This window comes from Faecalibacterium sp. i21-0019-B1 (assembly GCF_042852915.1).
GTDB classification, from domain to species: Bacteria; Bacillota; Clostridia; order Oscillospirales; family Ruminococcaceae; genus Faecalibacterium; species Faecalibacterium taiwanense.
On the sequence record NZ_AP031425.1, the window covers coordinates 1056498 to 1078625 of the forward strand.

The 22128-nt window shown below is 56.4% G+C and carries 20 protein-coding genes; 11 read left to right on the forward strand and 9 right to left on the reverse strand.

What is annotated here, in order from left to right:
• Positions 1-352 precede the first annotated feature (352 nt).
• The 3 genes from ACGHP1_RS05225 to ACGHP1_RS05235 all read left to right on the forward strand — a co-directional run bounded on the left by ACGHP1_RS05225 (position 353) and on the right by ACGHP1_RS05235 (position 5754).
• Positions 353-1201, forward strand: a complete 849-nt coding sequence (locus tag ACGHP1_RS05225) for a PRD domain-containing protein (protein WP_120121159.1) — start codon at positions 353-355, stop codon at positions 1199-1201.
• An 88-nt stretch (positions 1202-1289) separates the two neighbouring features.
• Positions 1290-3407 carry a glucose PTS transporter subunit IIA gene (locus tag ACGHP1_RS05230; protein WP_390508190.1) on the forward strand — a complete coding sequence of 706 codons (2118 nt, stop codon included), beginning with the start codon at positions 1290-1292 and terminating at the stop codon, positions 3405-3407.
• Between the two features lie 781 nt (positions 3408-4188).
• Positions 4189-5754: a recombinase family protein gene (locus ACGHP1_RS05235; protein ID WP_390508192.1), complete on the forward strand. Its 1566-nt coding sequence runs from the start codon at positions 4189-4191 to the stop codon at positions 5752-5754.
• On the opposite strand, the gene ACGHP1_RS05240 is transcribed toward ACGHP1_RS05235, so the two are convergent.
• Positions 5751-6356 carry a hypothetical protein gene (locus ACGHP1_RS05240; protein WP_390508195.1) on the reverse strand — a complete coding sequence of 202 codons (606 nt, stop codon included), beginning with the start codon at positions 6354-6356 and terminating at the stop codon, positions 5751-5753. The two genes, ACGHP1_RS05235 and ACGHP1_RS05240, sit on opposite strands and share 4 nt — an antisense overlap.
• 317 nt (positions 6357-6673) lie before the next feature.
• Between ACGHP1_RS05240 and ACGHP1_RS05245 the strand changes: the two genes are divergently transcribed.
• Positions 6674-7555 carry an aldose 1-epimerase family protein gene (locus ACGHP1_RS05245; RefSeq protein WP_097774777.1) on the forward strand — a complete coding sequence of 294 codons (882 nt, stop codon included), beginning with the start codon at positions 6674-6676 and terminating at the stop codon, positions 7553-7555.
• A 378-nt stretch (positions 7556-7933) separates the two neighbouring features.
• Here ACGHP1_RS05245 and proS read toward each other — a convergent pair whose 3' ends face one another.
• Positions 7934-9373, reverse strand: coding sequence for a proline--tRNA ligase (gene proS, locus ACGHP1_RS05250; RefSeq protein ID WP_005939895.1), 1440 nt, complete (start codon positions 9371-9373; stop codon positions 7934-7936).
• Positions 9374-9495: 122 nt separating this feature from the next.
• The gene (gene acpP / locus ACGHP1_RS05255; RefSeq protein WP_044953468.1) at positions 9496-9732 is read right to left on the reverse strand and encodes an acyl carrier protein; all 237 of its coding nucleotides are present in this window, start codon (positions 9730-9732) and stop codon (positions 9496-9498) included.
• Between the two features lie 299 nt (positions 9733-10031).
• Here acpP and dapF point away from each other — a divergent pair, with 299 nt between their 5' ends.
• From dapF to ACGHP1_RS05285, 6 genes are all read left to right on the forward strand, one after another.
• Positions 10032-10871, forward strand: a complete 840-nt coding sequence (dapF, locus tag ACGHP1_RS05260; RefSeq protein WP_337678714.1) for a diaminopimelate epimerase — start codon at positions 10032-10034, stop codon at positions 10869-10871.
• Between the two features lie 183 nt (positions 10872-11054).
• Complete coding sequence (locus ACGHP1_RS05265; protein WP_097774778.1) at positions 11055-12242, forward strand: LL-diaminopimelate aminotransferase; 1188 nt, start codon at positions 11055-11057, stop codon at positions 12240-12242.
• Between the two features lie 131 nt (positions 12243-12373).
• The gene (locus tag ACGHP1_RS05270; RefSeq protein ID WP_005939906.1) at positions 12374-12745 is read left to right on the forward strand and encodes a GntR family transcriptional regulator; all 372 of its coding nucleotides are present in this window, start codon (positions 12374-12376) and stop codon (positions 12743-12745) included.
• A 2-nt stretch (positions 12746-12747) separates the two neighbouring features.
• Positions 12748-13593: an ABC transporter ATP-binding protein gene (locus ACGHP1_RS05275; protein WP_390508201.1), complete on the forward strand. Its 846-nt coding sequence runs from the start codon at positions 12748-12750 to the stop codon at positions 13591-13593.
• The gene (locus ACGHP1_RS05280) at positions 13590-14234 is read left to right on the forward strand and encodes an ABC-2 transporter permease (protein WP_390508203.1); all 645 of its coding nucleotides are present in this window, start codon (positions 13590-13592) and stop codon (positions 14232-14234) included. Before ACGHP1_RS05275 ends, ACGHP1_RS05280 begins: the two co-directional genes overlap by 4 nt.
• A 1-nt stretch (position 14235) precedes the next feature.
• Positions 14236-14394 carry a hypothetical protein gene (locus ACGHP1_RS05285; RefSeq protein ID WP_165852545.1) on the forward strand — a complete coding sequence of 53 codons (159 nt, stop codon included), beginning with the start codon at positions 14236-14238 and terminating at the stop codon, positions 14392-14394.
• Positions 14395-14454: 60 nt separating this feature from the next.
• Here the strand turns inward: ACGHP1_RS05285 and ACGHP1_RS05290 are convergent, their stop codons facing one another.
• The 6 genes from ACGHP1_RS05290 to ACGHP1_RS05315 all read right to left on the reverse strand — a co-directional run bounded on the left by ACGHP1_RS05290 (position 14455) and on the right by ACGHP1_RS05315 (position 21270).
• Positions 14455-14694, reverse strand: a complete 240-nt coding sequence (locus ACGHP1_RS05290) for a hypothetical protein (RefSeq protein ID WP_097781956.1) — start codon at positions 14692-14694, stop codon at positions 14455-14457.
• A 19-nt stretch (positions 14695-14713) separates the two neighbouring features.
• Positions 14714-15193, reverse strand: a complete 480-nt coding sequence (locus tag ACGHP1_RS05295) for a YhcH/YjgK/YiaL family protein (protein WP_005939922.1) — start codon at positions 15191-15193, stop codon at positions 14714-14716.
• Positions 15194-15269: 76 nt separating this feature from the next.
• Complete coding sequence (locus ACGHP1_RS05300; RefSeq protein ID WP_005939926.1) at positions 15270-16175, reverse strand: SPFH domain-containing protein; 906 nt, start codon at positions 16173-16175, stop codon at positions 15270-15272.
• Positions 16176-16225: 50 nt separating this feature from the next.
• Positions 16226-16675 carry an NfeD family protein gene (locus ACGHP1_RS05305; protein ID WP_005939929.1) on the reverse strand — a complete coding sequence of 150 codons (450 nt, stop codon included), beginning with the start codon at positions 16673-16675 and terminating at the stop codon, positions 16226-16228.
• A 257-nt stretch (positions 16676-16932) separates the two neighbouring features.
• On the reverse strand, positions 16933-18789 hold the full coding sequence (locus ACGHP1_RS05310; protein ID WP_390508207.1) for a glycoside hydrolase family 13 protein: 1857 nt from the start codon (positions 18787-18789) through the stop codon (positions 16933-16935).
• 75 nt (positions 18790-18864) lie between these two features.
• Positions 18865-21270, reverse strand: coding sequence for a glycogen/starch/alpha-glucan phosphorylase (locus ACGHP1_RS05315; RefSeq protein ID WP_390508209.1), 2406 nt, complete (start codon positions 21268-21270; stop codon positions 18865-18867).
• Positions 21271-21695: 425 nt separating this feature from the next.
• Between ACGHP1_RS05315 and ACGHP1_RS05320 the strand changes: the two genes are divergently transcribed.
• On the forward strand, positions 21696-22127 hold the full coding sequence (locus ACGHP1_RS05320) for a cell division protein ZapA (RefSeq protein WP_097774784.1): 432 nt from the start codon (positions 21696-21698) through the stop codon (positions 22125-22127).
• Position 22128 lies beyond the last annotated feature (1 nt).

The following is a 22128-nucleotide window of genomic DNA, read 5'->3' on the forward strand; positions in this document are numbered from 1 at the left end:
GCACATATAAAGCAAAAAAGGAATATTCTTACTTGTCAATTTGCTGTAGAAAATCACCTGAGTTTGGGCAAAATTGATAAAGTGAAAAAGAAACCCGTTCCCATCTTGACACTCCGCAAAGAATATGGTATTGTAATCAAGCATAGAATAAATTTCCATTCAAGTGCTTAATTTGTTCGTGCCTTACAAAAAAGAAAATTGTACGTGAGCAGCGTCGTTGGATTGTTACCGTTTGGCGGGCTAGACCAACTCTGCATAGCACAAGCCGAAAGCGTGTTTCAGCCTTCGGTATGTTTGCTGTGTCGAGGATGGTCTTTTTTTATTGCTTTTTTCAACTTGAGGAGGAGAAACAATGCAATATACCGTCAAAAAACCGATCAACAACAACATTCTGCGCGTGGTGGACCCCACGGGCTGTGAGCTGATCGTCACCGGGCGCGGTTTGGGCTTTGGCGTTAAGCCGGGCTATAAAATTGAGGCTGAAACCGTGGAGCGCAGCTACCGCATGACCAGCCCTGCCGTGCAGCAGAAGTTGGTGGAACTTCTGGAACAGATCCCGTATGAGCATCTGCTGCTCACCGATGAGCTGGTGGCAATGATCCGCAGCCGGGTGAACTACCCGCTGAACGAAAGCCTGCTCATCACGCTGGCCGACCACATCAGTTTTGCCATCCAGCGCAGCGAGCAGGGGATTCGCTTTTCCAACCCGCTGATGGCTCCCATTCGGGAATTCTACCCGGAAGAGTATCGCCTTGGTATGGAGTGCCTTGCCACCATCCGCCAGCGCTGCCATGCAGACCTTTCGGACGACGAGGGCGGCTTCATTGCGCTGCACATCGTCAACGCAGAGCTCAACACCACCATGAGCGTGGTGAACGATGTCACTCGCTTTGTGGATGGCTGCGTGCAGGTGGTGGAATACTTTTACAACTGCCATTTTGACCGGGATGCACTGGATTTCAGCCGCTTTACAGTACATTTGCGCTTTTTTGCGCAACGCGTATTTCAAGGAAAACAGGAGCAGGAAAACGATACCCACGACGAAGTGTTCCGCGCCCTGATTGCCCGCAATTGCAGCGAACACTACAAATGCGCCTGCTGCATTGCGGAGTATGTCCGCAACACCTGGCACAAGGAGCTTTCGGACGAGGAACTGGTGTTCCTTACGATCCATCTGAAACGGATTCGGATGGGGAAGTAAACTTTCTTGCTCCACCTTTGATTCTCCACAGGTCTTTCCTGTGTGGATATATATGCTGGATACGAACTTGAGAAAAGGAGAACTGAAGATGAAAGACAAGATCTTTGGCGTGCTGCAGCGCGTGGGACGCAGCTTTATGCTGCCCATTGCACTGCTGCCTGTAGCGGGCCTGCTGCTGGGTATCGGCAGCTCGTTCACCAACGAAACCATGCTGGCGGCCTATGGCCTGAACAGCGTCATCCACCCCGGTACCCTGATCTACACCATTCTGGACGTGATGAGCCAGACCGGCAGCGCCGTGTTCAACAATCTGGCGCTGCTGTTCGCCATGGGCGTGGCCATCGGTATGGCCCGCAAGGAAAAAGAGGTGGCCGCCCTGTCCGGTGCAGTGGCCTATATCATTATGAATACAGCCATTCAAGCCATGATCAATGCGGCAGGCGGCGTAGAAGCAATGCCCGCCAACTCCACCACCACCATGCTGGGTATCACAACCCTGCAAATGGGTGTGTTCGGCGGCATCGTGGTCGGTCTGGGCGTGGCGGCGCTGCACAACAAGTTCTATAAGATCGAGCTGCCGCAGGTGCTGGCCTTCTTCGGCGGCACCCGCTTTGTGCCCATCGTCAGCTCCATCGTGTATCTGGTGGTCGGCATTGCCATGTTCTACATCTGGCCGGTGGTGCAGAGCGGTATTGCCGCGCTGGGTGCACTGGTGCTGGCTTCCGGCTACGCAGGCACCTTTATTTACGGCCTGCTGGAGCGTGCGCTGATTCCCTTTGGGCTGCATCATGTGTTCTATATGCCGTTCTGGCAGACCGCTGTGGGCGGCACCGCCATCATCGATGGCGTCACCGTGACCGGCGCACAGAACATCTTCTTTGCCGAGCTGGCTTCCAAGTCCACCACTGTGTTCTCGGTCAGCGCTACCCGTTTCATGGCCGGTAAGTTCCCCTTTATGATGTTCGGTCTGCCCGGCGCGGCGCTGGCGATGTACCAGTGCGCCAAGCCGGAAAAGAAAAAGGTGGCAGGCGGCCTGCTGCTGTCTGCTGCGTTGACGGCTTTCCTCACCGGCATCACCGAGCCGCTGGAATTTACCTTTATCTTTGTGGCACTGCCCATGTACGCGGTGCACTGCGTGCTGGCCGGTCTGTCCTTCATGCTGATGCACATTCTGAATGTGGGCGTGGGCATGACCTTCTCCGGCGGTCTCATCGACCTGGTGCTGTTCGGTGTGATGCAGGGCAACGCCAAGACCCACTGGATGTGGGTGGTCGTGGTCGGTGCGGTGTACTTTGTACTGTACTACATCATTTTCCGCTTCATGATCTCCAAGTTTGACTACAAGACCCCGGGCCGCGACGATGCCGAGGAAGTCAAGCTGTACACCCGTGCGGACGTGAACGCCCGCAGCGCCGCTTCCGGCAGCACCGCCCCCGCAGGGGATGATCCGGTCAGCGCCCTGATCGTAGAAGGTCTGGGCGGTGCCGCTAATCTGTCCGACGTGGACTGCTGCGCCACCCGCCTGCGCTGCACCGTCAAGGACGCTGCGCTGGTCCGGCAGGATGTGCTCAAAGCCTCCGGTGCCTCCGGCGTGATCTGCAAGGGCAACGGTGTGCAGGTGGTATACGGCCCCAAGGTGGCCGTCATCAAGGCAAAGCTGGAAGACTATCTGGAAAATGCACCTAAGACCCCGGCGGCGACCGCAGCCCCCGCCCCGGCGGCGGCTCCCGCAGCCCCGGCAGCAGCCGCAAAGGATACCGTGCTGTCTGCCTGCCTGAACGGCACTGTAGTGCCGCTGGCCGATGTGAAAGATGAAGCCTTTGCCAGCGGTGCACTGGGGGACGGCATTGCCATTGAGCCCACCGATGGTGAACTGGTGGCACCTGCTGACGGTGAGATCTCCTCCACCTTTGAGACCCACCATGCCGTGGGCATGACCACGACTGACGGTGCCGAACTGCTGATGCACATCGGCATCGATACGGTCAAGCTGGGTGGCAAGCACTTTACCTACCTCGTCAACGAGGGTGACAAGGTGAAGAAAGGTCAGCCGTTGATCCGCTTTGAACTGGAAGCCATTAAGGCCGAAGGCTATCCCGTGACCACGCCGCTCATTGTCTGCAATACTGATGACTATGCCGCTGTCGCGGCTAAAGCCAGTGGCACCGTAAAGCAGGGCGATGCGCTGCTGGAACTGAAGCACTAAGCGTTTCTCCCAAACTGTAAGGCAGGGTTGTTATAAAGGGGGGCTGTTGCAAAATAGCCCCAACGAAAAAATGAGATAGACTTCCCCCAAAGGGGTTGCCTATCTCATTTTTTGTTGTAAGCTGAAACTGCAATGAACCAACTACAACATGAACAGTATCGCAAAGTTAATCAATCGGAATATCCTTGTTCCGACCATCCGAAAATATCTTTGATGCGGACAGAAAGCTGTGCGGAAGGACGCTCGCAGACAGCAGAACACCCGCTAAACGAATACCTCCGAGGACTCTTCCCATTTGGGAGTTGTCCTCGGAGGCTTTTTTAGTTTATAAGCCATATACGTAATAATCTGTCTATTCTTAGCAGATGGCTTACAACGGCAAAGGCCGCAAGGACGCCTTGCCGATGAAGTTCTAAAACATATTTTCTCTGTCAAGAGGCACCTGCAAGCTGTGGGTGCCTCTTGATACATATTGACTGGTTGAAAAGTTCTGAATTTCGCCGACTGGAAATAGACTGAAGTGACACATATCACAATCAAGTGAACCGAAAAGGGGGATTCGATGGAAAAAACTCCTTTTATTCTGCACGAAAAATTTTGTTCGGACAACAACGAACAGCGCAAAGAACATTTCCAAAAGAAATATGAACGATATATCGTCGATGAGCTGTCCGATACCGCTCCTTCAAAATCCTGCGCCTGATTTGGCATCCTTGAATTTGAGGGGAGAATGCAGTATGTTGCGCATGGACGATTGTGCACAAAAAGAAAGGTGCAAATCATGAAAGCAGCAATTTATTGCCGCCTGAGCAAAGAAGATGAATATAAAATTGGCGAATCGGAAAGTATTCAGAACCAGAAATCGATGCTGATCCAGTACGCCATTGAAAAAGGATTTGATATTTACCAGATTTATTCGGATGAGGATTATTCCGGCATCGACCGGAACCGTCCGGCTTTCAATTCGATGATACAAGCCGCAAGCGAACATAAATTCGATGTGGTGCTGGCCAAGACGCAATCCCGTTTCACCCGCGATATGGAGCTCGTGGAAAAATACCTGCACGGAAAATTTATTGAGTGGGGCATTCGGTTCATTGCTGTCGTTGACCATGTGGACACAAACGATACTGCGAATAAAAAATCTCGTCAGATCAATGGCCTGATCAACGAGTGGTATCTGGAAGACTTGTCTACCAATGTCCGCTCGGTGCTTGACCACAAGAGGAAAGAGGGTTTGTTCATCGGCTCTTTTGCGCGGTATGGGTATTGCAAAGACCCGAATGCAAAAGGAAAACTTATCATCGATCCGGAAGCTGCCGAAGTGGTAAGGCGGATTTTCTCTATGGCTCTTAGTGGAATCGGTGCGCATAAGATTGCACGGATTCTGAATGATGAGAAAGTTCCAAGCCCAACTGCTTATAAACAGCAGCATGGCATCCATTACCATATTGCAGCGAAAAATCCCAATGCAGACCTTTGGAGTAGCCCCACGGTATACCAGATGCTGCACAATCAGCTTTATGTCGGAGATATGGTGCAGGGGCGGCATAAAAAGGTGAGCTATAAGTCCGAAAAGACGATTTGGCTTCCCCAGTCGCAGTGGATCGTTGTAGAAAACACCCATGAAGCCATCATTGACCGGGGGACGTTTGAAACAGTTCAGATGATGCTGAAAGAACGTACCCGGAGTGGTGGAAAAGGAACGATTCACCCGCTGGCGAAAAAAGTGGTTTGCGGATGCTGCGGCAGCTACATGGAACAAACTGGCCATCAGCCAAAGGCGGATGGGACTCAAAGACGTTATGTTCGCTGCCGGATGCACCAGCGCGCACCGGAAGTGTGTGGCAACAAGACCTGTACAGATATGAACGCATTGGAGAATGCTGTGCTGGAACGTATCCGGGCGTATGTGGCAGATTATTTTGACCCTGAAAAAGTTACCCTTCCAGAACAGGATGACCCAATCCAGCAGCGAGAGCATGCAAAGCGTGACGAGCTGAAACGGTTGAAAAGCGAAGTAGACCGGCGGCGCAAAGCTATGCAGGAACTGTATCTGGATAAGGTGTCTGGTCTGATCGATATTGTCCAGTTTTCTGAAATGAACCAGACTTTTCTGGAAGATGTAAAAAACGCAGAAACGCGAATCAATATTTTGGAAGCGGAATTGGAACAACAGCAGGAAGAAACCAGTGTGGTTCAGACGCAGATGCAGCGTGTACGGGAACTGGCACGGGTTTCCCATCTGACCCGTGAACTTGCTGTACTGCTGGTTCATCGTGTCGTTGTCGGAACGAAAGACCCACTCACCGGAGAGCAAAAAATCACGATTGAATGGAATTTCTAAGGGGTAGAGCAGTTTAATGGCCCCGTTGGGTTATTTTCGTCAGCCCAGGTAGGGTAGACTTCGCTGGATGCAACATTGGCGATATAATCCCGGAAGGAGACAGTCACATTGCGGGCGGATGCCGCAGGCTTGCCCAGATGCACCGTGATGTTTTTGGGAATGATGACTCTGTCCAGCACCCGGGGCACGCAGTTCTCCATGGGGTCCGGGCCGCTGCCGCCATCGCCGGTGAACAGTGAATGCTCCGGGATGACTATGGGCGGGTTTACCACGTCGCGATCCTCTTCGGTCTCAGGGATCATCTCCGGCTGGGCCAGTGTGACCTGCCCGGCAAAGATCTGCACACCCTGAATGCGCACGGTGCGGAAGCCTGCCTTTGCGGCAGTCAGGTCCACAACGGCATAGGGCCGGATGGTGTTGTCCTCCTGCAGGGACAGCGCACAGGAGGGGGCTTCAATGGAAAGGTCGGCAGCGGTGCCGGTCTCGTCGGTGATACGCTGAGCGGTAAAGCCGTTGCCGGACACGGTGACGAGAACACCCTCGATGGGCGAGGACTGACGGGCACCGAAAGCCTGAATGCGTAGAATGCCGGTGTTTTTCATAGGCGGATGCTCCTTTGCTGTAAAAGTGGTATCGCTTCTCTCACAGCGTATTCGGCCACGCCGCCGCGCGTGAATGGGGCTTTTCTTTTGCAGCAGAGGAGTGTATACTGGAAGCAGTTAGGCGGGTGCGCCCACTCCGGCAGGATGACGCGAAGCCATGGTCTAAAGTGTGGGCTGCAATTAGAATCGACGATGCACCACTACGGGAAGTGCGAGGGCTTCTCACGCTGGATGGACTGGCGAGCGGAAGCAGGACGGAGTGGGCGCACCTGCCGTTCGGGCAGTCTATGATAAGAAGCATAAAGGAGAATACAGCAATGCAGGCAACCATTCACAACGAATTTTTGACCTTGACTGTGGATACCCACGGTGCCGAAGCAGTCAGCCTGAAAAATGCGGCGGGGGAAGAGCTGCTCTGGCAGGCCGACCCGGCTGTGTGGAAGCGCCACGCTCCCATTCTGTTCCCGTGGACGGGCAAGCTGCCCGGCGGTACCTTTGAGGTGGACGGCAAAACGTACAAGGGCGGTCAGCACGGCTTTGCCCGCGACATGGAGCACACCCTGCTCAAGGCCGAGGGCGATACCATCCAGTTGGAGCTGCGCTCGGATGACGCCATCAAAGCCGAACGCTTCCCCTTTGATTTTGTGCTCACCAGCACCTTCCGTCTGGACGGCAAGACCGTGCACCATACGCTGACGGTGCGCAACCCCGGCACCGAAGAGCTGCGCTTTGGCATCGGCTATCACCCGGCGTTCAACATCCCCTTTGATGCACAGCACACCACCACGGATTACGAGTTCCGGTTCGACCAGCCGGAAAGCCCGGTCATTCTGGATGCCCGTCCGAACGGCCTGCTGTCTGGCAAGTGCTATTATCAGTGGAAAAACCAGCAGGCCATCCAGCTGACAGATGATCTGTTCGCAAACGACAGCTTCTGCATGGCGGGCCTGCGCACCAAGACCATTGGCATCTATGAGAAGGGCACCGGCCGCAAGATCACCTGCAATGTGGAAGGCTACCCCTACGCGCTCATCTGGTCGGCCCCTGCAAAGCCGGTGCGGTTTGTGTGCATTGAGCCGTGGCACAGCCTGCCCGCCGCCGAGACTGACCCGCAGCAGTGGAGCCAGCGTGCCGCTGCCGCCTGCCTTGCCCCGGGTGAAAGCTGGGAGACCACCCTGAGCACCACGTTTGAACGATAAAAAAGCACGCAGAAACGAAGCTGCGTGCACTTGACAGAACCTTTGAAAATGAGTATACTGTAAACAGAGAAGGCACTGCGACAAGCGGTCAGCCTTTTTGATGAACAGTCTTAAAAACTAAGAACCGTCACCGGCCAGGGTGGCGGTTCTCGCTTTTTACCTTGATAGTAAATACTAATCCGAAGATATGGAATGTCAAAGTAATTGGCATGAGCTTCACCTCCTTTCGGAAGTGGGGCCGAACCGCCTGCCGTTGTATGCAGTGCCTTGCCGCCTGAAAGCGACAAATTCATAATAACACAAAAATTGTCAAAATACAAGAAAAAACGGAGCACCGAAGTGTTCCGTTTTTTCTTGTATTGTCAGTAAAAGGAAAGCTTAGTACGCCACGCCCCAGTAGACCATGGTCTTGGCGGGCTTGCCGCAGCAGGGGCATACATCGCTCAGGTGTTCCTGCTCAAACGGCATGCAGCGGCTGGACAGGCCGACTTCTTCCTTCATCTTCATCTCGCAGGCAAGGTCGCCGCACCACATGGTCTTGATGTAGCCGGTGTTTGCCTTGGCCAGCTCCTTCACCTCGTCCATGGTGGTGGCAGCCCAGGTGCGCTTCTCGCGGTTGGCAAGAGCACGCTCGTACAGGTCCTTGCGCAGGGCCTCCAGCTGTGCGGGGATCGCAGTCTCCAGCTCGTCCAGAGAGACGAAGACTTTTTCGCGGGTATCGCGGCGCACCAGCACGCACTGGTTCTTTTCCAGATCCTTGGGGCCGATCTCCAGACGCAGAGGCACGCCCTTCATCTCCCACTGGGAGAACTTCCAGCCCGGTGCGTTGTCGCTGTCATCCAGCTTCACGCGGGCATACTTGCTGATCTTCTCGGCCAGCTCGGCAGCCTTCTCGGAAACGCCGGGCTTGTGGGCTGCGATGGGCACTACGACCACCTGAATGGGGGCCACTGCCGGGGGCAGGATCAGGCCGTCGTCGTCGCCGTGGGTCATGATGATAGCGCCCACCAGACGGGTGGAAACGCCCCAGCTGGTCTGGAACGGATGATGCAGCTGGTTGTCGCGGCCGGTAAAGGTCACGTCATAAGCCTTGCTGAACTTATCGCCAAAGTAGTGGCTGGTGCCGCTCTGCAGGGCCTTGCCGTCCTTCATCATGGCCTCGATGGTATAGGTGGCCTCGGCACCGGCAAACTTTTCCTTGTCGGTCTTGCGGCCCTTCACCACGGGGATGGCCAGATCCTGCTCGCAGACATCTGCGTAGCAGTTCAGCTGCTGCTGGGTCTCAGCCTCAGCCTCGGCGGCAGTCTCGTGGATGGTGTGGCCTTCCTGCCACCAGAACTCGCGGCTGCGCAGGAAGGGGCGGGTGGTCTTTTCCCAGCGGACAACGCTGCACCACTGGTTGTACTTCATGGGAAGCTCACGGTAGCTGTGCAGCACGCGGGACCAGTGGTCGCAGAACATGGTCTCGCTGGTAGGACGCACGGCCAGACGCTCTTCCAGCTTGTCGGAACCGCCCATCGTGACCCACGCCACCTCCGGCGCGAAGCCATTGACCAGTTCGCCCTCCTTCTGCAGCAGGCTTTCCGGGATCAGCACGGGCATTGCCACGTTCTCATGGCCGGTGGCCTTGAAGCGGGCATCCATGTCCTTCTGGATCAGCTCCCAGATGGCCTGACCGTAGGGGCGCAGGATGATGAAACCCTTCACACTGGAGTACTCCACCAGCTCTGCCTTCACGCAGATATCGGTGTACCACTGTGCGAAGTTCTCTTCCTGGCTGGTGATCGCCTGTACGAGCTTCTTTGAATCTTTTGCCATTTTTGCTTTTTCCTCCTAAGGCCGTGCGCCAAACGGCTTGCGTTCCGCACGAACCATATTAAAAGCCCCGTCCATGCAGTGCGGCCGGGTGCCGCACCAGAAGGCAGGGCTTTTTGACTGAATCAGTTCTGCGCGTGGCTGTCCACAAAGTTTACCACATCGCCCACGGTGCGCAGGGACTCGATGGCATCGTCCGGCACCTCAATGCCAAACTCATCCTCCAGCGTCATCACCATATCCACGATATCCAGACTGTCGGCCTCAAAATCGCTCATGATGTCACTATCCATCGTGATCTTTGCCGGGTCAACATCCAGCTGCTCCGCCAGCAATGCACGGATTTTTTCAAAAGTATCCATTCCTGTGGTCTCCTTTTTGCAGTTGTTTTGCCTGTCCTGTACACCGGTGCCGTGCGTGCGGCTGCCGTGACGGATGCACCCGCAGATGCTGCGCGGCCCCGGACTGTACAAAACTCTCTCTTTTTTTATATCCCATGCCATGCGTATTGTCAAGCCCTGTTTTCCATTCTGGCAGATTCCTTTGCGAAAAATTGCCGGAAAGGTGCATTTTCGCTTGACAGGAGCGCCCCGGTTTCTTATCATTATAGAGTAGCGAGTTTATAGGGACTGACCACAAGTCCCATGAAGGAGTTTTGAGCATGAAGCTTTCATTTACCAAAATGCAGGGCTGCGCTAACGATTATATCTATCTGGACTGCCGCAAAAGCGGTGTGCCGGAGAACATTGCAGCCCTTTCCGAAAAATTGTCCCGGCGGCATTTTTCCATTGGTGCGGACGGCATCATCTGCATCTGTGCTGCGCAGACGGCGGGTGCGGACGGCATGATGCGCATTTTCAACGCCGACGGCAGCGAGGGCAGGATGTGCGGCAACGGCATCCGCTGTGTGGCTGAATGGCTGTACACCCACGGCATTGCCAAAGCGACCCTTGCCATTGATACCCTCAGCGGCCTGAAGACCGTCACCCACAAGGGTGCGGGCCTGTGGCAGGTGGAGATGGGCGCTTACAGTGCCATGCCTGCCAGCCTGCCTGCTGTGAACATGGGCGAGGAACCGCTTGTGGACAAAGAACTGACCGTGGACGGCAAAACGTGGCATGTGACCTGCATCAGTGTGGGCAACCCCCACTGTGTGACTGTGGTGGAGGATGTGGACAGCCTGAAGCTGGAAGAGATCGGCCCGGCCTTTGAGCACCACGCAAACTTCCCGGAGCGCATCAATACCGAGTTCGTGCAGGTGGTGGATGCCACCCACCTGAAGATGCGGGTGTGGGAGCGCGGCAGCGGCGAGACATGGGCCTGCGGCACCGGCACCTGTGCCACCGTGGCGGCCCTGACCGAGCTTGGCATCTGCCCGGCAGGCGAGGACATCCATGTGCAGCTGCGCGGCGGTGTGCTGACCATCCGGGTATTGCCCGGCAGACAGCTGCTGATGACCGGCGCCGCCGAGACCGTGTGCGAAGGCACGACAGAAGTGTAAGGAAAACGAAAACCCTCTCAGTCGCCTGACGGCGACAGCTCTCCCGAAGGGCGAGCTTTTCCACATCAAGAGGAAAAGTTTTTCTTCACAACAAAAAAGCTCCCCCACTCGGGGGAGCTGGCATCGAGCAGACGCGAGATGACTGAGAGGGTCATACCAAAACAGAATCGAGGGAAAGTAACCATGAAGATGAACAAGCATTACAACGAGCTGAAGGCAAGCTACCTGTTTGTGGACATTGCCCACAAGGTGGCCGCTTATCAGGAGGCACACCCGGAGAAGGAGATCATTCGTCTGGGCATTGGCGATGTGACCCAGCCGCTGGCAAAGTGCGTGGTCAAGGCCATGCACGATGCAGCCGATGAGATGGGCACCAAGGAAGGCTTCCACGGCTATGGCCCGGAGCAGGGCTACCCCTTCCTTAAGCAGGCCATTCAGGGCTACTATGCAGGCCGCGGCACCCAGCTGGCAGAGGATGAAATTTTCATCTCTGATGGTGCAAAGAGCGATCTGGCCAACGTACTGGGCCTGTTCGATGTGGACAACACCGTGCTGGTGCCGGACCCCGTTTATCCCACCTACGTGGACGATAACGTGACCGATGGCCGCAAGATCATCTACAGCCGCACCAGTCAGGAGAACGGCTTCCTGGGAATGCCGGATGAGAATGTGAAGGCTGACATCATCTATATCTGCAGCCCCAATAACCCCACCGGTGCCGCCTACACCCGCGACCAGCTCAAGGCATGGGTGGACTACGCCAAGAAGAACGATGCCATCATCCTGTACGATGCTGCATACGAGTGCTTCATCTCCGACGAGAACCTCGCCCGCAGCATCTTCGAGATCGAGGGTGCACGGGAGTGTGCCATTGAAATCTGCTCCTTCTCCAAGATCGCAGGCTTCACCGGCACCCGCTGCGGCTACACCGTGGTGCCCAAGGAGCTGGAGCGCGAGGGAATGAACATCAATAAGCTGTGGCTGCGCCGCCAGACCACCAAGTTCAACGGTGTGCCTTACGTGGTGCAGCGCGCCGCCGCTGCGGTGTTCACCGAGAGCGGCATGGCCGAGATCCAGCAGAATTTGGACTACTACCGCAAGAATGCCAAGGTCATCGCGGACGCACTGGATGAGTGCGGCGTGTGGTACTGCGGCGGCAAGAACAGCCCCTACATCTGGCTGCGCTGCCCCGGTAACATGAAGAGCTGGGAGTTCTTCGACTGGCTGCTGGAAAACTGCGGCGTGGTCGGTACCCCGGGCGTGGGCTTCGGCGAGTGCGGCGAGGGCTACTTCCGCCTGACCGCTTTCGGTGACGCCGAAAAGACCAAGATGGCCGCCGAGCGCATCAAGACCGCCATCAAGGCACTGTAAAACCTAAAAAATGCACCTGCTGTCCGTTTTGGACGGCGGGTGTATTTTTTTGCGCATTCTCTTGACAAATCCGTATTTACTGTATATACTGTGCATATACAGATAAAACACAAGAGCCAAGGGAGCAGCCGATGGAACTGTTTATCAACAACAAAAGCGGCGCGCCTATCTATGACCAGATCTACAACCAGATCAAGCAGCAGATCATCAGCGGGGCTTTGCAGCCGGACGAGGCCATGCCCTCCATCCGGGGGCTGGCACGGGATCTGCGCATCAGCGTCATTACCACCAAGCGTGCCTACGATGAACTGGAAAAAGAGGGCTTCCTTTACGCAGTACCGGCAAAGGGCTTTTTTGTAGCCCCTAAAAACACCGAGCTGCTGCGGGAAGAGAACCTGAAAAAAATTGAAGCGCACCTTACCGAAGCTGTGAAGCTGTCCGCATCCTGCGGGCTGAGCAGGGAAGAGCTGAGGGAGATGCTGGAACTGCTGTGGGAGGGCTGAACATGAACGCACTGGAACTGCGGGGACTTACAAAGCACTATAAGGACTTTACCCTCGGACCGCTGGATCTGACACTGCCCGGCGGCACCATCTGCGGCCTGATCGGTGAAAACGGCGCAGGCAAAAGCACCACCATCAAATTGATTCTGGACATGCTGCAGAGGGACGGCGGTACCGTGACCATTTTGGGCAGGGACAACCGCACCGACCTTGTACACACCAAGGAAGAAATCGGTGTGGTGCTGGGCAGCGAGGGCATCCCCCTGTGCCTGAACGCAGTGCAGGCAGGCAAGGTGATGGCGGGCATCTACCGCAACTGGGATGCTGCTGCCTATGCGGAGCTGTGCCGGAAGTTCGGCCTGCCGGACAAAAAGCAATACAAGGACTACTCCACCGGCATGAAGATGAAGCTGTGCATTGCTGTGGCACTGGCGCACCACCCGAAGCTGCTGCTGTTGGACGAAGCCACCAACGGGCTGGACCCGGTGGTGCGGGACGAGGTGATCGACCTGCTGCTGGACTTTGCCCGGGACGAAAACCACTCCATCCTTATCTCCTCCCACATCGTCAGCGACTTGGAAAAGCTGTGCGATACCATCGCCTTCCTGCACAAGGGCAGGCTGCTGCTCTGTGAGGAAAAGGACGCCCTGCGAGAGGAATACGCCTTGTGGCACGGCACGGCGGCGCAGCTGGCGGCACTGGATGTACGGGTGTACGGCAAGCGGGTCACCCCCTACGGGGCAGAGGCGCTTGTGCGCCGGGACGCAATGCCCGCCGGGGCAGAGCTTGCCCCGGTAAGCATTGAGGAATTGTTTGTACTGATGGTGAAAGGGGAGTGCGCTGCATGAAAGGCTTGCTATTAAAGGATGCATATCAGGCATGGTATTACGCAAAAACGGTCGTTGTGGCAGCTGTAGTCATGATGGGTGTGGGCGTGATCTCGATGATGAACGGGGCCAATTTCTTCATTGTCTATGCGGGCTTTTTGCTGGGTATGATGCCCATGACACTGCTGGCATACGACCAGACCAGCAAATTCAACGAATACAGTGCCGCGCTTCCGGTCACAAAAGAGCAGCTGGTGGGCAGCAAATACATCGTTGGTCTGTGCGGGCTGGTGCTGGCGGAACTCTTCGCCGCCGCAGCCCTTGGCGTGGCAAGCCTGCACTGGACAGCTGTGGACCATGCGCTTGTGGTTTCCACGCTGGTGCAGGTAGGCATGACAACGCTGCTGAACAGTGCCGTTCTGCTGCCGTTGAATTACCGTTTTGGCTACGAAAAGGCAAAATATGCGTTTTATCTTATGGTCGGCCTGGTTGCGGCTCTGATGGGGTTTGGCATGTCCGCCAATGAGGACGGCCTGGCCCGGAACCTTCTGCCGCAGGGCGTTCCGCCACTGGCTCTGCTGGGTATTGCGGTGGCGGCGCTGGCGCTGTATGCGCTTTCGTGGCGGTTGTCTGTTGCATGGTACGGAAAGGCGGAGCAGTAAAATGAAGAAAAGTCAGATCGCGGGTATCCTGTTCGGCGTTGCCATGGGCGTTTTGTTCAGCGTGTCGATGGGGACAGTGGGTTTTGTGCTGGGTGCCAGCTTTGCAATTCTGGGCATGGTGATGTTCAAAGGATTGGATGACCCACAGGATAAAAAGTAAGCTGCAAAAAAGAGCGCCGCCCCTGCAGGAGAATCTTCTCTGGCAAGGGCGGCGCTGTATTTATTTTTCGGGCTTTTCGGCGTTTTTCTGTGCGTCTTCCAGCTCCTCCACCCGCTTTTGCAGAGCGGTGATCTTGTCGTCCATTTTCAGGAACGTCCACACCAGAACAGCCAGCACCACCGCAGGCGGAACCACCATCCACAGGGACTGCTGGCACCAGAGCAGCAGCGAATAGCCGCCGAACACGGTAAAGAGGAACACGGCAAACAGGCTTGCAGCCAGTACAGCAAAAAATCCCATATAAATGCCCTCTCTCGGCTTATTCCTCGGTCTCGTCCTCTTCGTCCGGGTCCAGCTCGATGCTGAACACGGCTTTCTTCAGTTTGCCGCAGCCCTGCGCCTTCAGACCGGATTTATAGGGCTCTCCGGCCAGATACAGGGCAAACCGCCCCTCGCACAGCATTCCGGCAATGCTGGTGCCTGCGGTACCCACGGTGGTGTCGGTGGCTTCGTCGGTGGGCTTTGTGGGGGTCAGCTCTGCAAGGCTCACCTCAAACAGCTCGCTGCCGTCCAGATCGGTCTCCAGCGTGATGTGGTTGTCGTGACGCTGGAACAGCGCTTTATCGGAAGTCAGCGGTGTGACGGTGCTCACAGTGACCACAGCCTTTTCACCGTCGATGCGGGTGCGTCCGGCGGGCAGGGTGGTGATGTCCCGCGCCATGATATACTCAATGACGGTGTCGAGGTTGTCGCTCACGCCCAGATAGTTGGGCAGGTTGTTCAGGGTATCGTAGATCATAGAAGAACTCCTTTATCGTGCAAAACAAGGTTCACCGCCTGCATATAGCACAGACGGTGAACCGGAATTTTAAATTTTATTCTGCGTCCTTCGGGTCGGTCATCAGCTCTTTGATGCTGGGCACCACGCCGCCCAGATTCTGAAGCTCCGAAGGAATGATGATCTTGGTTGCCTTGCCGTTGGCCACCTTGGCCAGAGCTTCCAGACTGCGGATGGCCAGAACCTTATCGCTGGGCATGGCCTCGTTCAACAGGCGGATGGCGTCGGCATTGGCCTTCTGCACGGCCAGAATGGCCTGTGCTTCGCCCTCGGCTTCCAGAATGCGCTGCTGCTTCACAGCATCCGCGCGCAGGATGGCGGCTTCCTTTTCGCCCTCAGCGGCGGTAATGGCGGCCTGCTTTTCACCGTCGGCTTTCAGGATGACGGCGCGCTTCTCGCGCTCAGCCTTCATCTGTTTCTCCATGGCTTCCTGAATTTCACGCGGCGGGATGATGTTCTTCACTTCCACGCGGTTCACCTTGATGCCCCACTTGTCGGTGGCTTCGTCCAGGATGGCGGTGATCTTGCCGTTGATGACATCGCGGCTGGTCAGGGTGTGGTCCAGCTCCATTTCGCCGATGATGTTGCGCAGGGTGGTGGCGGACAGGCTTTCGATTGCCGCAATGGGCTGGTTGACACCGTAGGTGTAGAGCTTGGCATCCATCACCTGAAAGAACACCACGGTATCGATCTGCATGGTAACGTTATCGCGGGTGATGACCGGCTGAGGGGGAAAGTCTGCCACCTGCTCCTTCAGGCTCACCTTTTTGGCGATGCGCTCGATGAAGGGAATCTTAATGTGCAGGCCTGCCGACCATGTGTCGGAGTAGCTGCCCAGCCGCTCAACGACATACACCTTGGACTGGGGCACGATGACGATATTGGTGATGATCACCAGCAGGACGACAAAGACCAGCGCGAGGATCAGAAAAAACATGACCATAGTGGTTCTCCTTTTTCAGATGGGTGCAACGTTTCAGCGCAGAACGCAGATCACGCTCTGCGGCTTTCGGTCAATACGGGCTCCACGATGAGCAGGGTGCTGTGCAGTTCGGTCACACGGCAGCGCTGCCCGGGGGTGAGAATGTCGCCGGGAGTGGCGCAGCGGGCATTCCAGTCCACGCCGTCCAGTCGCACACGGCCCGGCAGGTCGGCGGTGACGGTGGTCAGCACGGTGGCCTCCCGGCCAAGGTTTCGGTCGCCATTGGTGGGGGTGATTTTCTGGCGCAGCTTTGCAGCCAGCGGCCGGAACGCCAGCAGGCACAGAACGCTTACCACGATGAACACCAGGGCCTGCGCCCGGAACGAATCCGTGAACAGGCAGGTGAGCAGGGCGGCAGCTGCGCCGACGGCGAACCAGACGGAGGTCATGCTGAAGGTGGAAGCCTCCAACAGCAAAAAGCCCACCACGGCAGCCAGCCAGAGAAATGGAACAGGGTTCATGGTTCTCCCTCCTTATGCCCCTATTATAGAGTATCCCCCGGGTGGAAGGTCAAGCGTTTTTTACTGGAACGTTGCGCAGAAAACGAAATAAAGAACAAAATAAATGAAAAGCAGTGCAAGATGTAGTTTGCGGATACGGCCCTTTGTGTGAAAATGCAACAACGGGCGGCCCGCAGGCTGCCCGTTGTTGCGAAAATAAAAGATAAAAATTCCTCTGAATGTGCCCGGAGCGAACGCGGCGGGCATTCAAATCGTTTTTACTGGATATCGTAATAGCTGTGGTTCGGGTTATGCCCGTTCTCCTCCACCACGATGGTAAAGCCCATGGGGTTCACCTCCGTGTGCTTGCCGGAAGCCAGCGGCTCCACGATGATGTGCTCCGAGCGGTTCACGATGACCTCGGCGGTTTCCGCTTCGCCTACGCGCTGGTAGTGCAGGATGCCGTCCTGCGCCCGGAGCACCCGCAGCTCACCGGTGCGGAAGGCCTCGCAGGTGTGGCGCAGCTGCGCCAGCTGAGCAAGCACCGGCTTCAGGCGCTTTTCGTGGCTGTCCCAGCAGAAGAAGGCACGGTTGAAGGGGTCGCGGTAGCCCTGCATCCCGATCTCGTCACCGTAGTACAGGCAGGGCACGCCGGGCAGTGTGTAGATGATGGCATAGGCCATGCGCAGGCGCAGCATCCCCTCCTCGTAGGCTTCGCCGGTCACACAGCGGCCGCTCTGCCACTCGCGGCCACGGCCGTTGGCGGGCTCGTCCGCGATCACGGTGAGGGCGCGTTCGGTGTCGTGGGTGGAGAGAAAGTTCAGCGCAGTGTCCATGGCAGGGGCGGGGTAGTGCTCACAGATGGACAGAATTTCGCCCATGGCCTGCTCGGCGGGCTTACCCTTTACAAAGTCCAGCACAGCGTTCTTGAAGGGGTAATTCATCACGCTGTCCAGCCCCTTGCCCAGCAGATAGGTGCGGCGCTGGCCAAAGCCGTATTTGGTGGTGGCATCCTCCCACACCTCGCCCAGCAGGAATTTCTCCGGGCTGACCCGCTTGACAGCGGCGCGAATCTTTTCAATAAAGTCGTCCGGCAGCTCGTCGGCCACATCCAGACGGAAGCCTGCGGCACCGCGCCGCAGCCATGTGTCAATGACACCGCCCTCGCCGGTGATGAACTCCACATAGGAGGGGTTCTCTTCGTTCACCTCGGGCAGGGTCTCGAAGCCCCACCAGCTGCGGTAGCCGCCCTTATACTTGGGGTCAAAATCGTACCAGCTGCGGTAGGGGGAGTTGGGGTCGCGGTAAGCGCCGCCGTCACCATAGCGGCCTTCGCGGTTGAAATAGCGGCTGTCGGAACCGGTGTGGCTGAACACACCGTCCAGCACGATGCCAATGCCGTACTTGGCGGCCTCGCGGCAGAGCACCTCAAACTCCTCGTTGGTGCCCAGCAGCGGGTCTACGTTGAGATAGTCGGCGGTGTTGTAGCGGTGGTTGGAGTGCGCCTCAAAGATGGGGTTGAGGTAAAGGTAGTCCACCCCCATCTCCCGCAGATAGGGCAGCTTGATGCGGATGCCTTCCAAGTCGCCGCCGAAATAGTCCTCGTTCAGGTGGCCGCCGGTCTCGTTGGGCTGCCAGAAGGGTTCGGCGTGTTTGTCGGCCTGATACAGCCGGTCCGGGAAAGGCATGGGCTTGTTCTCAATGCCCTCGCAGAACCGGTCCGGGAAGATCTGATAGAACACCTTGCCCTTGATGCACTCCGGGGTCTGGAAACCGGCATCGTAGACGGTGATCTGCCACTTTTCGCCTTCCTGCCAGCTGACAACGCCGCAGTTGTCCGGCCCGCGGTAGATGCGGCGGAAGTCGGTGTAGAGGTCGAAGTAGTAGAAGTACAGGCCCGGGTCGTTCAGCGGCAGCTCCACGGAAAAGTGGTTCTGCTGGGGGGTCTGGCCGTCGAACTTCATGCGGTAGTGCACCGGCACGTCATATTTTCCCTCTTTCTGGAGCACCAGATGAGGATCGACATAGCCCAGCTCTTCCGGGATGCAAAGGGTCAGGCGCACGGTTTGACCGGCCCGCAGTGCGCCAAAGGGCTGCTTGAAATAGGGGTCGTAGCTATTGAACAGACAAGACAAAGCAGGGTCGTCCTTTCTCAAAAAAGCCCCGGCGGGCCAAACGCCGCCGGGGCAGATGGATTTTTTAAGGGAAAATTACTTGCCCATGGGCACCGGGGAAGCGTACCAGATGTCGCGTGCGTAGTCCAGCACGGCGCGGTCGGCGCTGAAGATGCCGCTGTTGGCGGTGTTCTTCAGGCTCATCTGTGCCCACTTCTCACGGTCGCCATACAGCTTCTGCAGGTCGGCCTGTGCACGGCGGTAATCCTTGAAGTCGGCCATGACCATGTACGGGTCGCTGGTGCGCAGGTTCTCGGTCACTTCGTGGAAGTTCTCGCCGTTCCAGCCGCGCTCCAGGAAGTTCAGGGTGTAGTTGGCCACGTCGTCGCCCGTGATAAAGGCGTTGGGGTGGTAGCCCACCTGCTTGAGGTTGTTCACCTCGGGGGTCAGCATACCGAAGATCAGCTCGTTCTCCTTGCCGGCAGCGTCTGCGATCTCCACGTTTGCGCCGTCCAGAGTGCCCAGAGTGATAGCGCCGTTCAGCATGAACTTCATGTTACCGGTACCGGAAGCCTCGGTGCCTGCCAGAGAGATCTGCTCAGAGACCTCGGCGGCGGGCATCAGGTGCTCGCTCAGAGAGACGCAGTACTCTTCCAGATAGACCACGCGCAGCTTGTCGCGCACAGCGGGGTCATTGTTGATGAGGTCGCCCAGCTTGCAGATCATGCGGATCATCTGCTTTGCCATGTAGTAACCGGGAGCAGCCTTTGCACCGAAGATATAGGTTTTGGGGATGAAGTCGGCGTTGGGGTTCTCCTTCAGGTACAGGTACTGGGCAGCGATGTTCAGCGCGTTCAGGTGCTGGCGCTTATACTCGTGCATACGCTTGACCTGACAGTCAAAGATGGAGTTCGGGTCGATGACCTGACCGGTGCTCTTGGACAGATAGTTGGCAAAGCTGGTCTTGTTCTCCAGCTTGATCTCGTTCAGGCGCTTGAGAACGGTCTTGTCGTTCTCAAACTTGTTCAGCTTGGACAGATCGGAAGCATCATGCTTGTAGCCGTCGCCGATGGTCTCGTCCAGCAGCTTGCACAAGCCGGGGTTAGAGGCCAGCAGCCAGCGGCGGTAAGCGATGCCGTTGGTCACGTTCTTGAAGGCCTGCGGCTTGAACAGGTAGTAATCGTGGAAGACGCTGTCCTTGATGATCTGGCTGTGCAGCTTGGACACGCCGTTGATGCTGTTGGCGGTGTAGGCGCAGATGTTTGCCATGCGCACCTGATTGTCGCCGATCAGTGCCATATAGTCGATCTTGCCCTTGTCGCCGGGGAAGACCTTCTCCAGCTCTGCGCGGGCGCGGCGGTCCATCTCCACCACGATCTGGTAGATGCGGGGCAGGGTCATCTTGAAGATGTCCACGTTCCACTTTTCCAGAGCCTCAGCCATGACGGTGTGGTTGGTGTAGGAGAAGACCTTCTGGCAGATGTCGAATGCCTTGTCCCAGCCAAAGCCGCACTCATCCAGCAGAATACGCATCATCTCGGGGATGGCGAGGGTGGGGTGGGTGTCGTTCAGCTGGATGGCCACCTTGTCGGGCAGGTTCTCGAGGGTCGCATAGCTGGACAGGTGGTTCTGGACGATATCGCCGATGGATGCGGCAGACAGGAAGTACTGCTGGCGCAGGCGCAGGATCTTGCCCTCAACATGGTTATCGTTGGGGTACAGCACCTTGGAGATCAGCTCTGCATTGGCGTTCTTGCTCATTGCAGTGTTGTAGTTGCCCAGAGAGAAGCTGGACATATCAAAGTCCGGGGCCTTTGCCTGCCACAGGCGCAGCTTTGCAACGCCCTTGCCGTCGTAGCCCTGCACATACATATCAGAGGGAACAGCCATGACGCTGTTGTAGTTGGTGTGCTGGATATAGTGGAAGCCGTTGTCCCAGTTCTCGTGGATCTCGCCGTCAAAGCGCACTTCCACAGCCTGATCGGGGTGGCTCTTCAGCCAGACCTGACCGCCGGGCAGCCAGTTGTCGGCACGCTCCTGCTGCCAGCCGTCCACGATCTTCTGCTTGAAGATGCCGTACTCGTACAGGATGGAGTAGCCGGTGCCGCAGATGCCGGTGGTGGCCATGCCGTCCAGATAGCAGGCAGCCAGACGGCCCAGACCGCCGTTGCCCAGACCTGCATCCGGCTCTTCCTCAAAGATGCTGTCAATGCTGATATCAGCGTCGGACAGGGCCTTTTTTGCCACCTCGTCCAGACCCAGGTTCAGCAGGCTGGTCTTCAGGCTGCGGCCCATCAGGAACTCCATGCACAGGTAATACACCTGCTTGGTGCCGGTGCCAATGGCCTTGGACTGGAACTTCTTGTGGTTCTCACTCATCATCTGGCGGCAGATCAGAGCCAGAGAGCGGTAGATCTGCTGGTTGGAAGCAACGCTCAGCTCCACGCCGTACTCGCTGGTGAGCTTGTCCTGAAGAAGTTTACCGAATTCTTTCGATGTCATAAAGGTACTCCTATCCGCATAAGTTTTCAGCTTTGCTAAAATAATTGAAATAATTGGCACCTGCAGGCACTTTCCCTCACTTGCTCTGCCGCCAACATAACAAAGATATTATAATATGGCAGAATGACAAATGCAAGGAATCAGGGGATTTTTTCTGTAACTGACATTTTTTATTGAACTTTCTGATAAATATGCCAAAATTTCAAAAAATACACTTTTTCTTGATGCTTATTTATATTATAATAAGGAAAGAAAGCTGTGTTCCGAAACATTTTCGGGGACAAACTCCGGGAGAAATGTGCCGGGTAACTCGCCCGGCGGGTGACAAGACACCAAAACGGTACCGGGAACGGTACCGTTTCCCGGCAAAAATCAGAAGATCACTGCCCGCTGCGGGCAGAAAAGGATAAAAAGGGGAAACAGATATGGTCAACAAGGTACGGGTGAACATTGCAGGTACGCCGTATGCCATTGCTACGACGGACCCGGAAAAATATATTTTGTCGCTGGCGAAAAAGCTGGATGAAGACATCACCAAGCTTTTGGACGATAATGCGAATCTTTCGGTGACTAAGGCGGCGGTGTTCTGCGCCATGGATTATCTGGACGAATACCGCAAGAGCACCGGCAGTGCTGAGAATATGCGCAGCCAGATCCAGGATTACATTGCGGATGCTACCCGCGCAAAGCTGGCGGAAGATAAGGTCAAAGCAGAGAATGAGGTGCTGCGGCGGGAAGCTGCCGCCCTGCGCGAACAGCTGGAAAAGATGCGCAATAAGGAAGCCCGGCGCGAGGAGCGCGCCCAGCAGGCGGCACAGCAGTCTGCTGCCGAGGGCGAAGCGGACAAGGCGGAATAAG

Coding starts and splice junctions, on each gene's coding strand:
- ACGHP1_RS05275 (WP_390508201.1), top strand. CDS start 12,748: ATGAACGCACTGGAACTGCGGGGACTTACAAAGCACTATAAGGACTTT.
- acpP (WP_044953468.1), bottom strand. CDS start 9,732: ATGGATACTTTTGAAAAAATCCGTGCATTGCTGGCGGAGCAGCTGGAT.
- ACGHP1_RS05240 (WP_390508195.1), bottom strand. CDS start 6,356: ATGAAAAACACCGGCATTCTACGCATTCAGGCTTTCGGTGCCCGTCAG.
- ACGHP1_RS05295 (WP_005939922.1), bottom strand. CDS start 15,193: ATGATCTACGATACCCTGAACAACCTGCCCAACTATCTGGGCGTGAGC.
- ACGHP1_RS05265 (WP_097774778.1), top strand. CDS start 11,055: ATGAAGATGAACAAGCATTACAACGAGCTGAAGGCAAGCTACCTGTTT.
- proS (WP_005939895.1), bottom strand. CDS start 9,373: ATGGCAAAAGATTCAAAGAAGCTCGTACAGGCGATCACCAGCCAGGAA.
- ACGHP1_RS05235 (WP_390508192.1), top strand. CDS start 4,189: ATGAAAGCAGCAATTTATTGCCGCCTGAGCAAAGAAGATGAATATAAA.
- dapF (WP_337678714.1), top strand. CDS start 10,032: ATGAAGCTTTCATTTACCAAAATGCAGGGCTGCGCTAACGATTATATC.
- ACGHP1_RS05305 (WP_005939929.1), bottom strand. CDS start 16,675: ATGAACCCTGTTCCATTTCTCTGGCTGGCTGCCGTGGTGGGCTTTTTG.
- ACGHP1_RS05270 (WP_005939906.1), top strand. CDS start 12,374: ATGGAACTGTTTATCAACAACAAAAGCGGCGCGCCTATCTATGACCAG.
- ACGHP1_RS05280 (WP_390508203.1), top strand. CDS start 13,590: ATGAAAGGCTTGCTATTAAAGGATGCATATCAGGCATGGTATTACGCA.
- ACGHP1_RS05315 (WP_390508209.1), bottom strand. CDS start 21,270: ATGACATCGAAAGAATTCGGTAAACTTCTTCAGGACAAGCTCACCAGC.
- ACGHP1_RS05230 (WP_390508190.1), top strand. CDS start 1,290: ATGAAAGACAAGATCTTTGGCGTGCTGCAGCGCGTGGGACGCAGCTTT.
- ACGHP1_RS05300 (WP_005939926.1), bottom strand. CDS start 16,175: ATGGTCATGTTTTTTCTGATCCTCGCGCTGGTCTTTGTCGTCCTGCTG.
- ACGHP1_RS05290 (WP_097781956.1), bottom strand. CDS start 14,694: ATGGGATTTTTTGCTGTACTGGCTGCAAGCCTGTTTGCCGTGTTCCTC.
- ACGHP1_RS05245 (WP_097774777.1), top strand. CDS start 6,674: ATGCAGGCAACCATTCACAACGAATTTTTGACCTTGACTGTGGATACC.
- ACGHP1_RS05285 (WP_165852545.1), top strand. CDS start 14,236: ATGAAGAAAAGTCAGATCGCGGGTATCCTGTTCGGCGTTGCCATGGGC.
- ACGHP1_RS05225 (WP_120121159.1), top strand. CDS start 353: ATGCAATATACCGTCAAAAAACCGATCAACAACAACATTCTGCGCGTG.
- ACGHP1_RS05320 (WP_097774784.1), top strand. CDS start 21,696: ATGGTCAACAAGGTACGGGTGAACATTGCAGGTACGCCGTATGCCATT.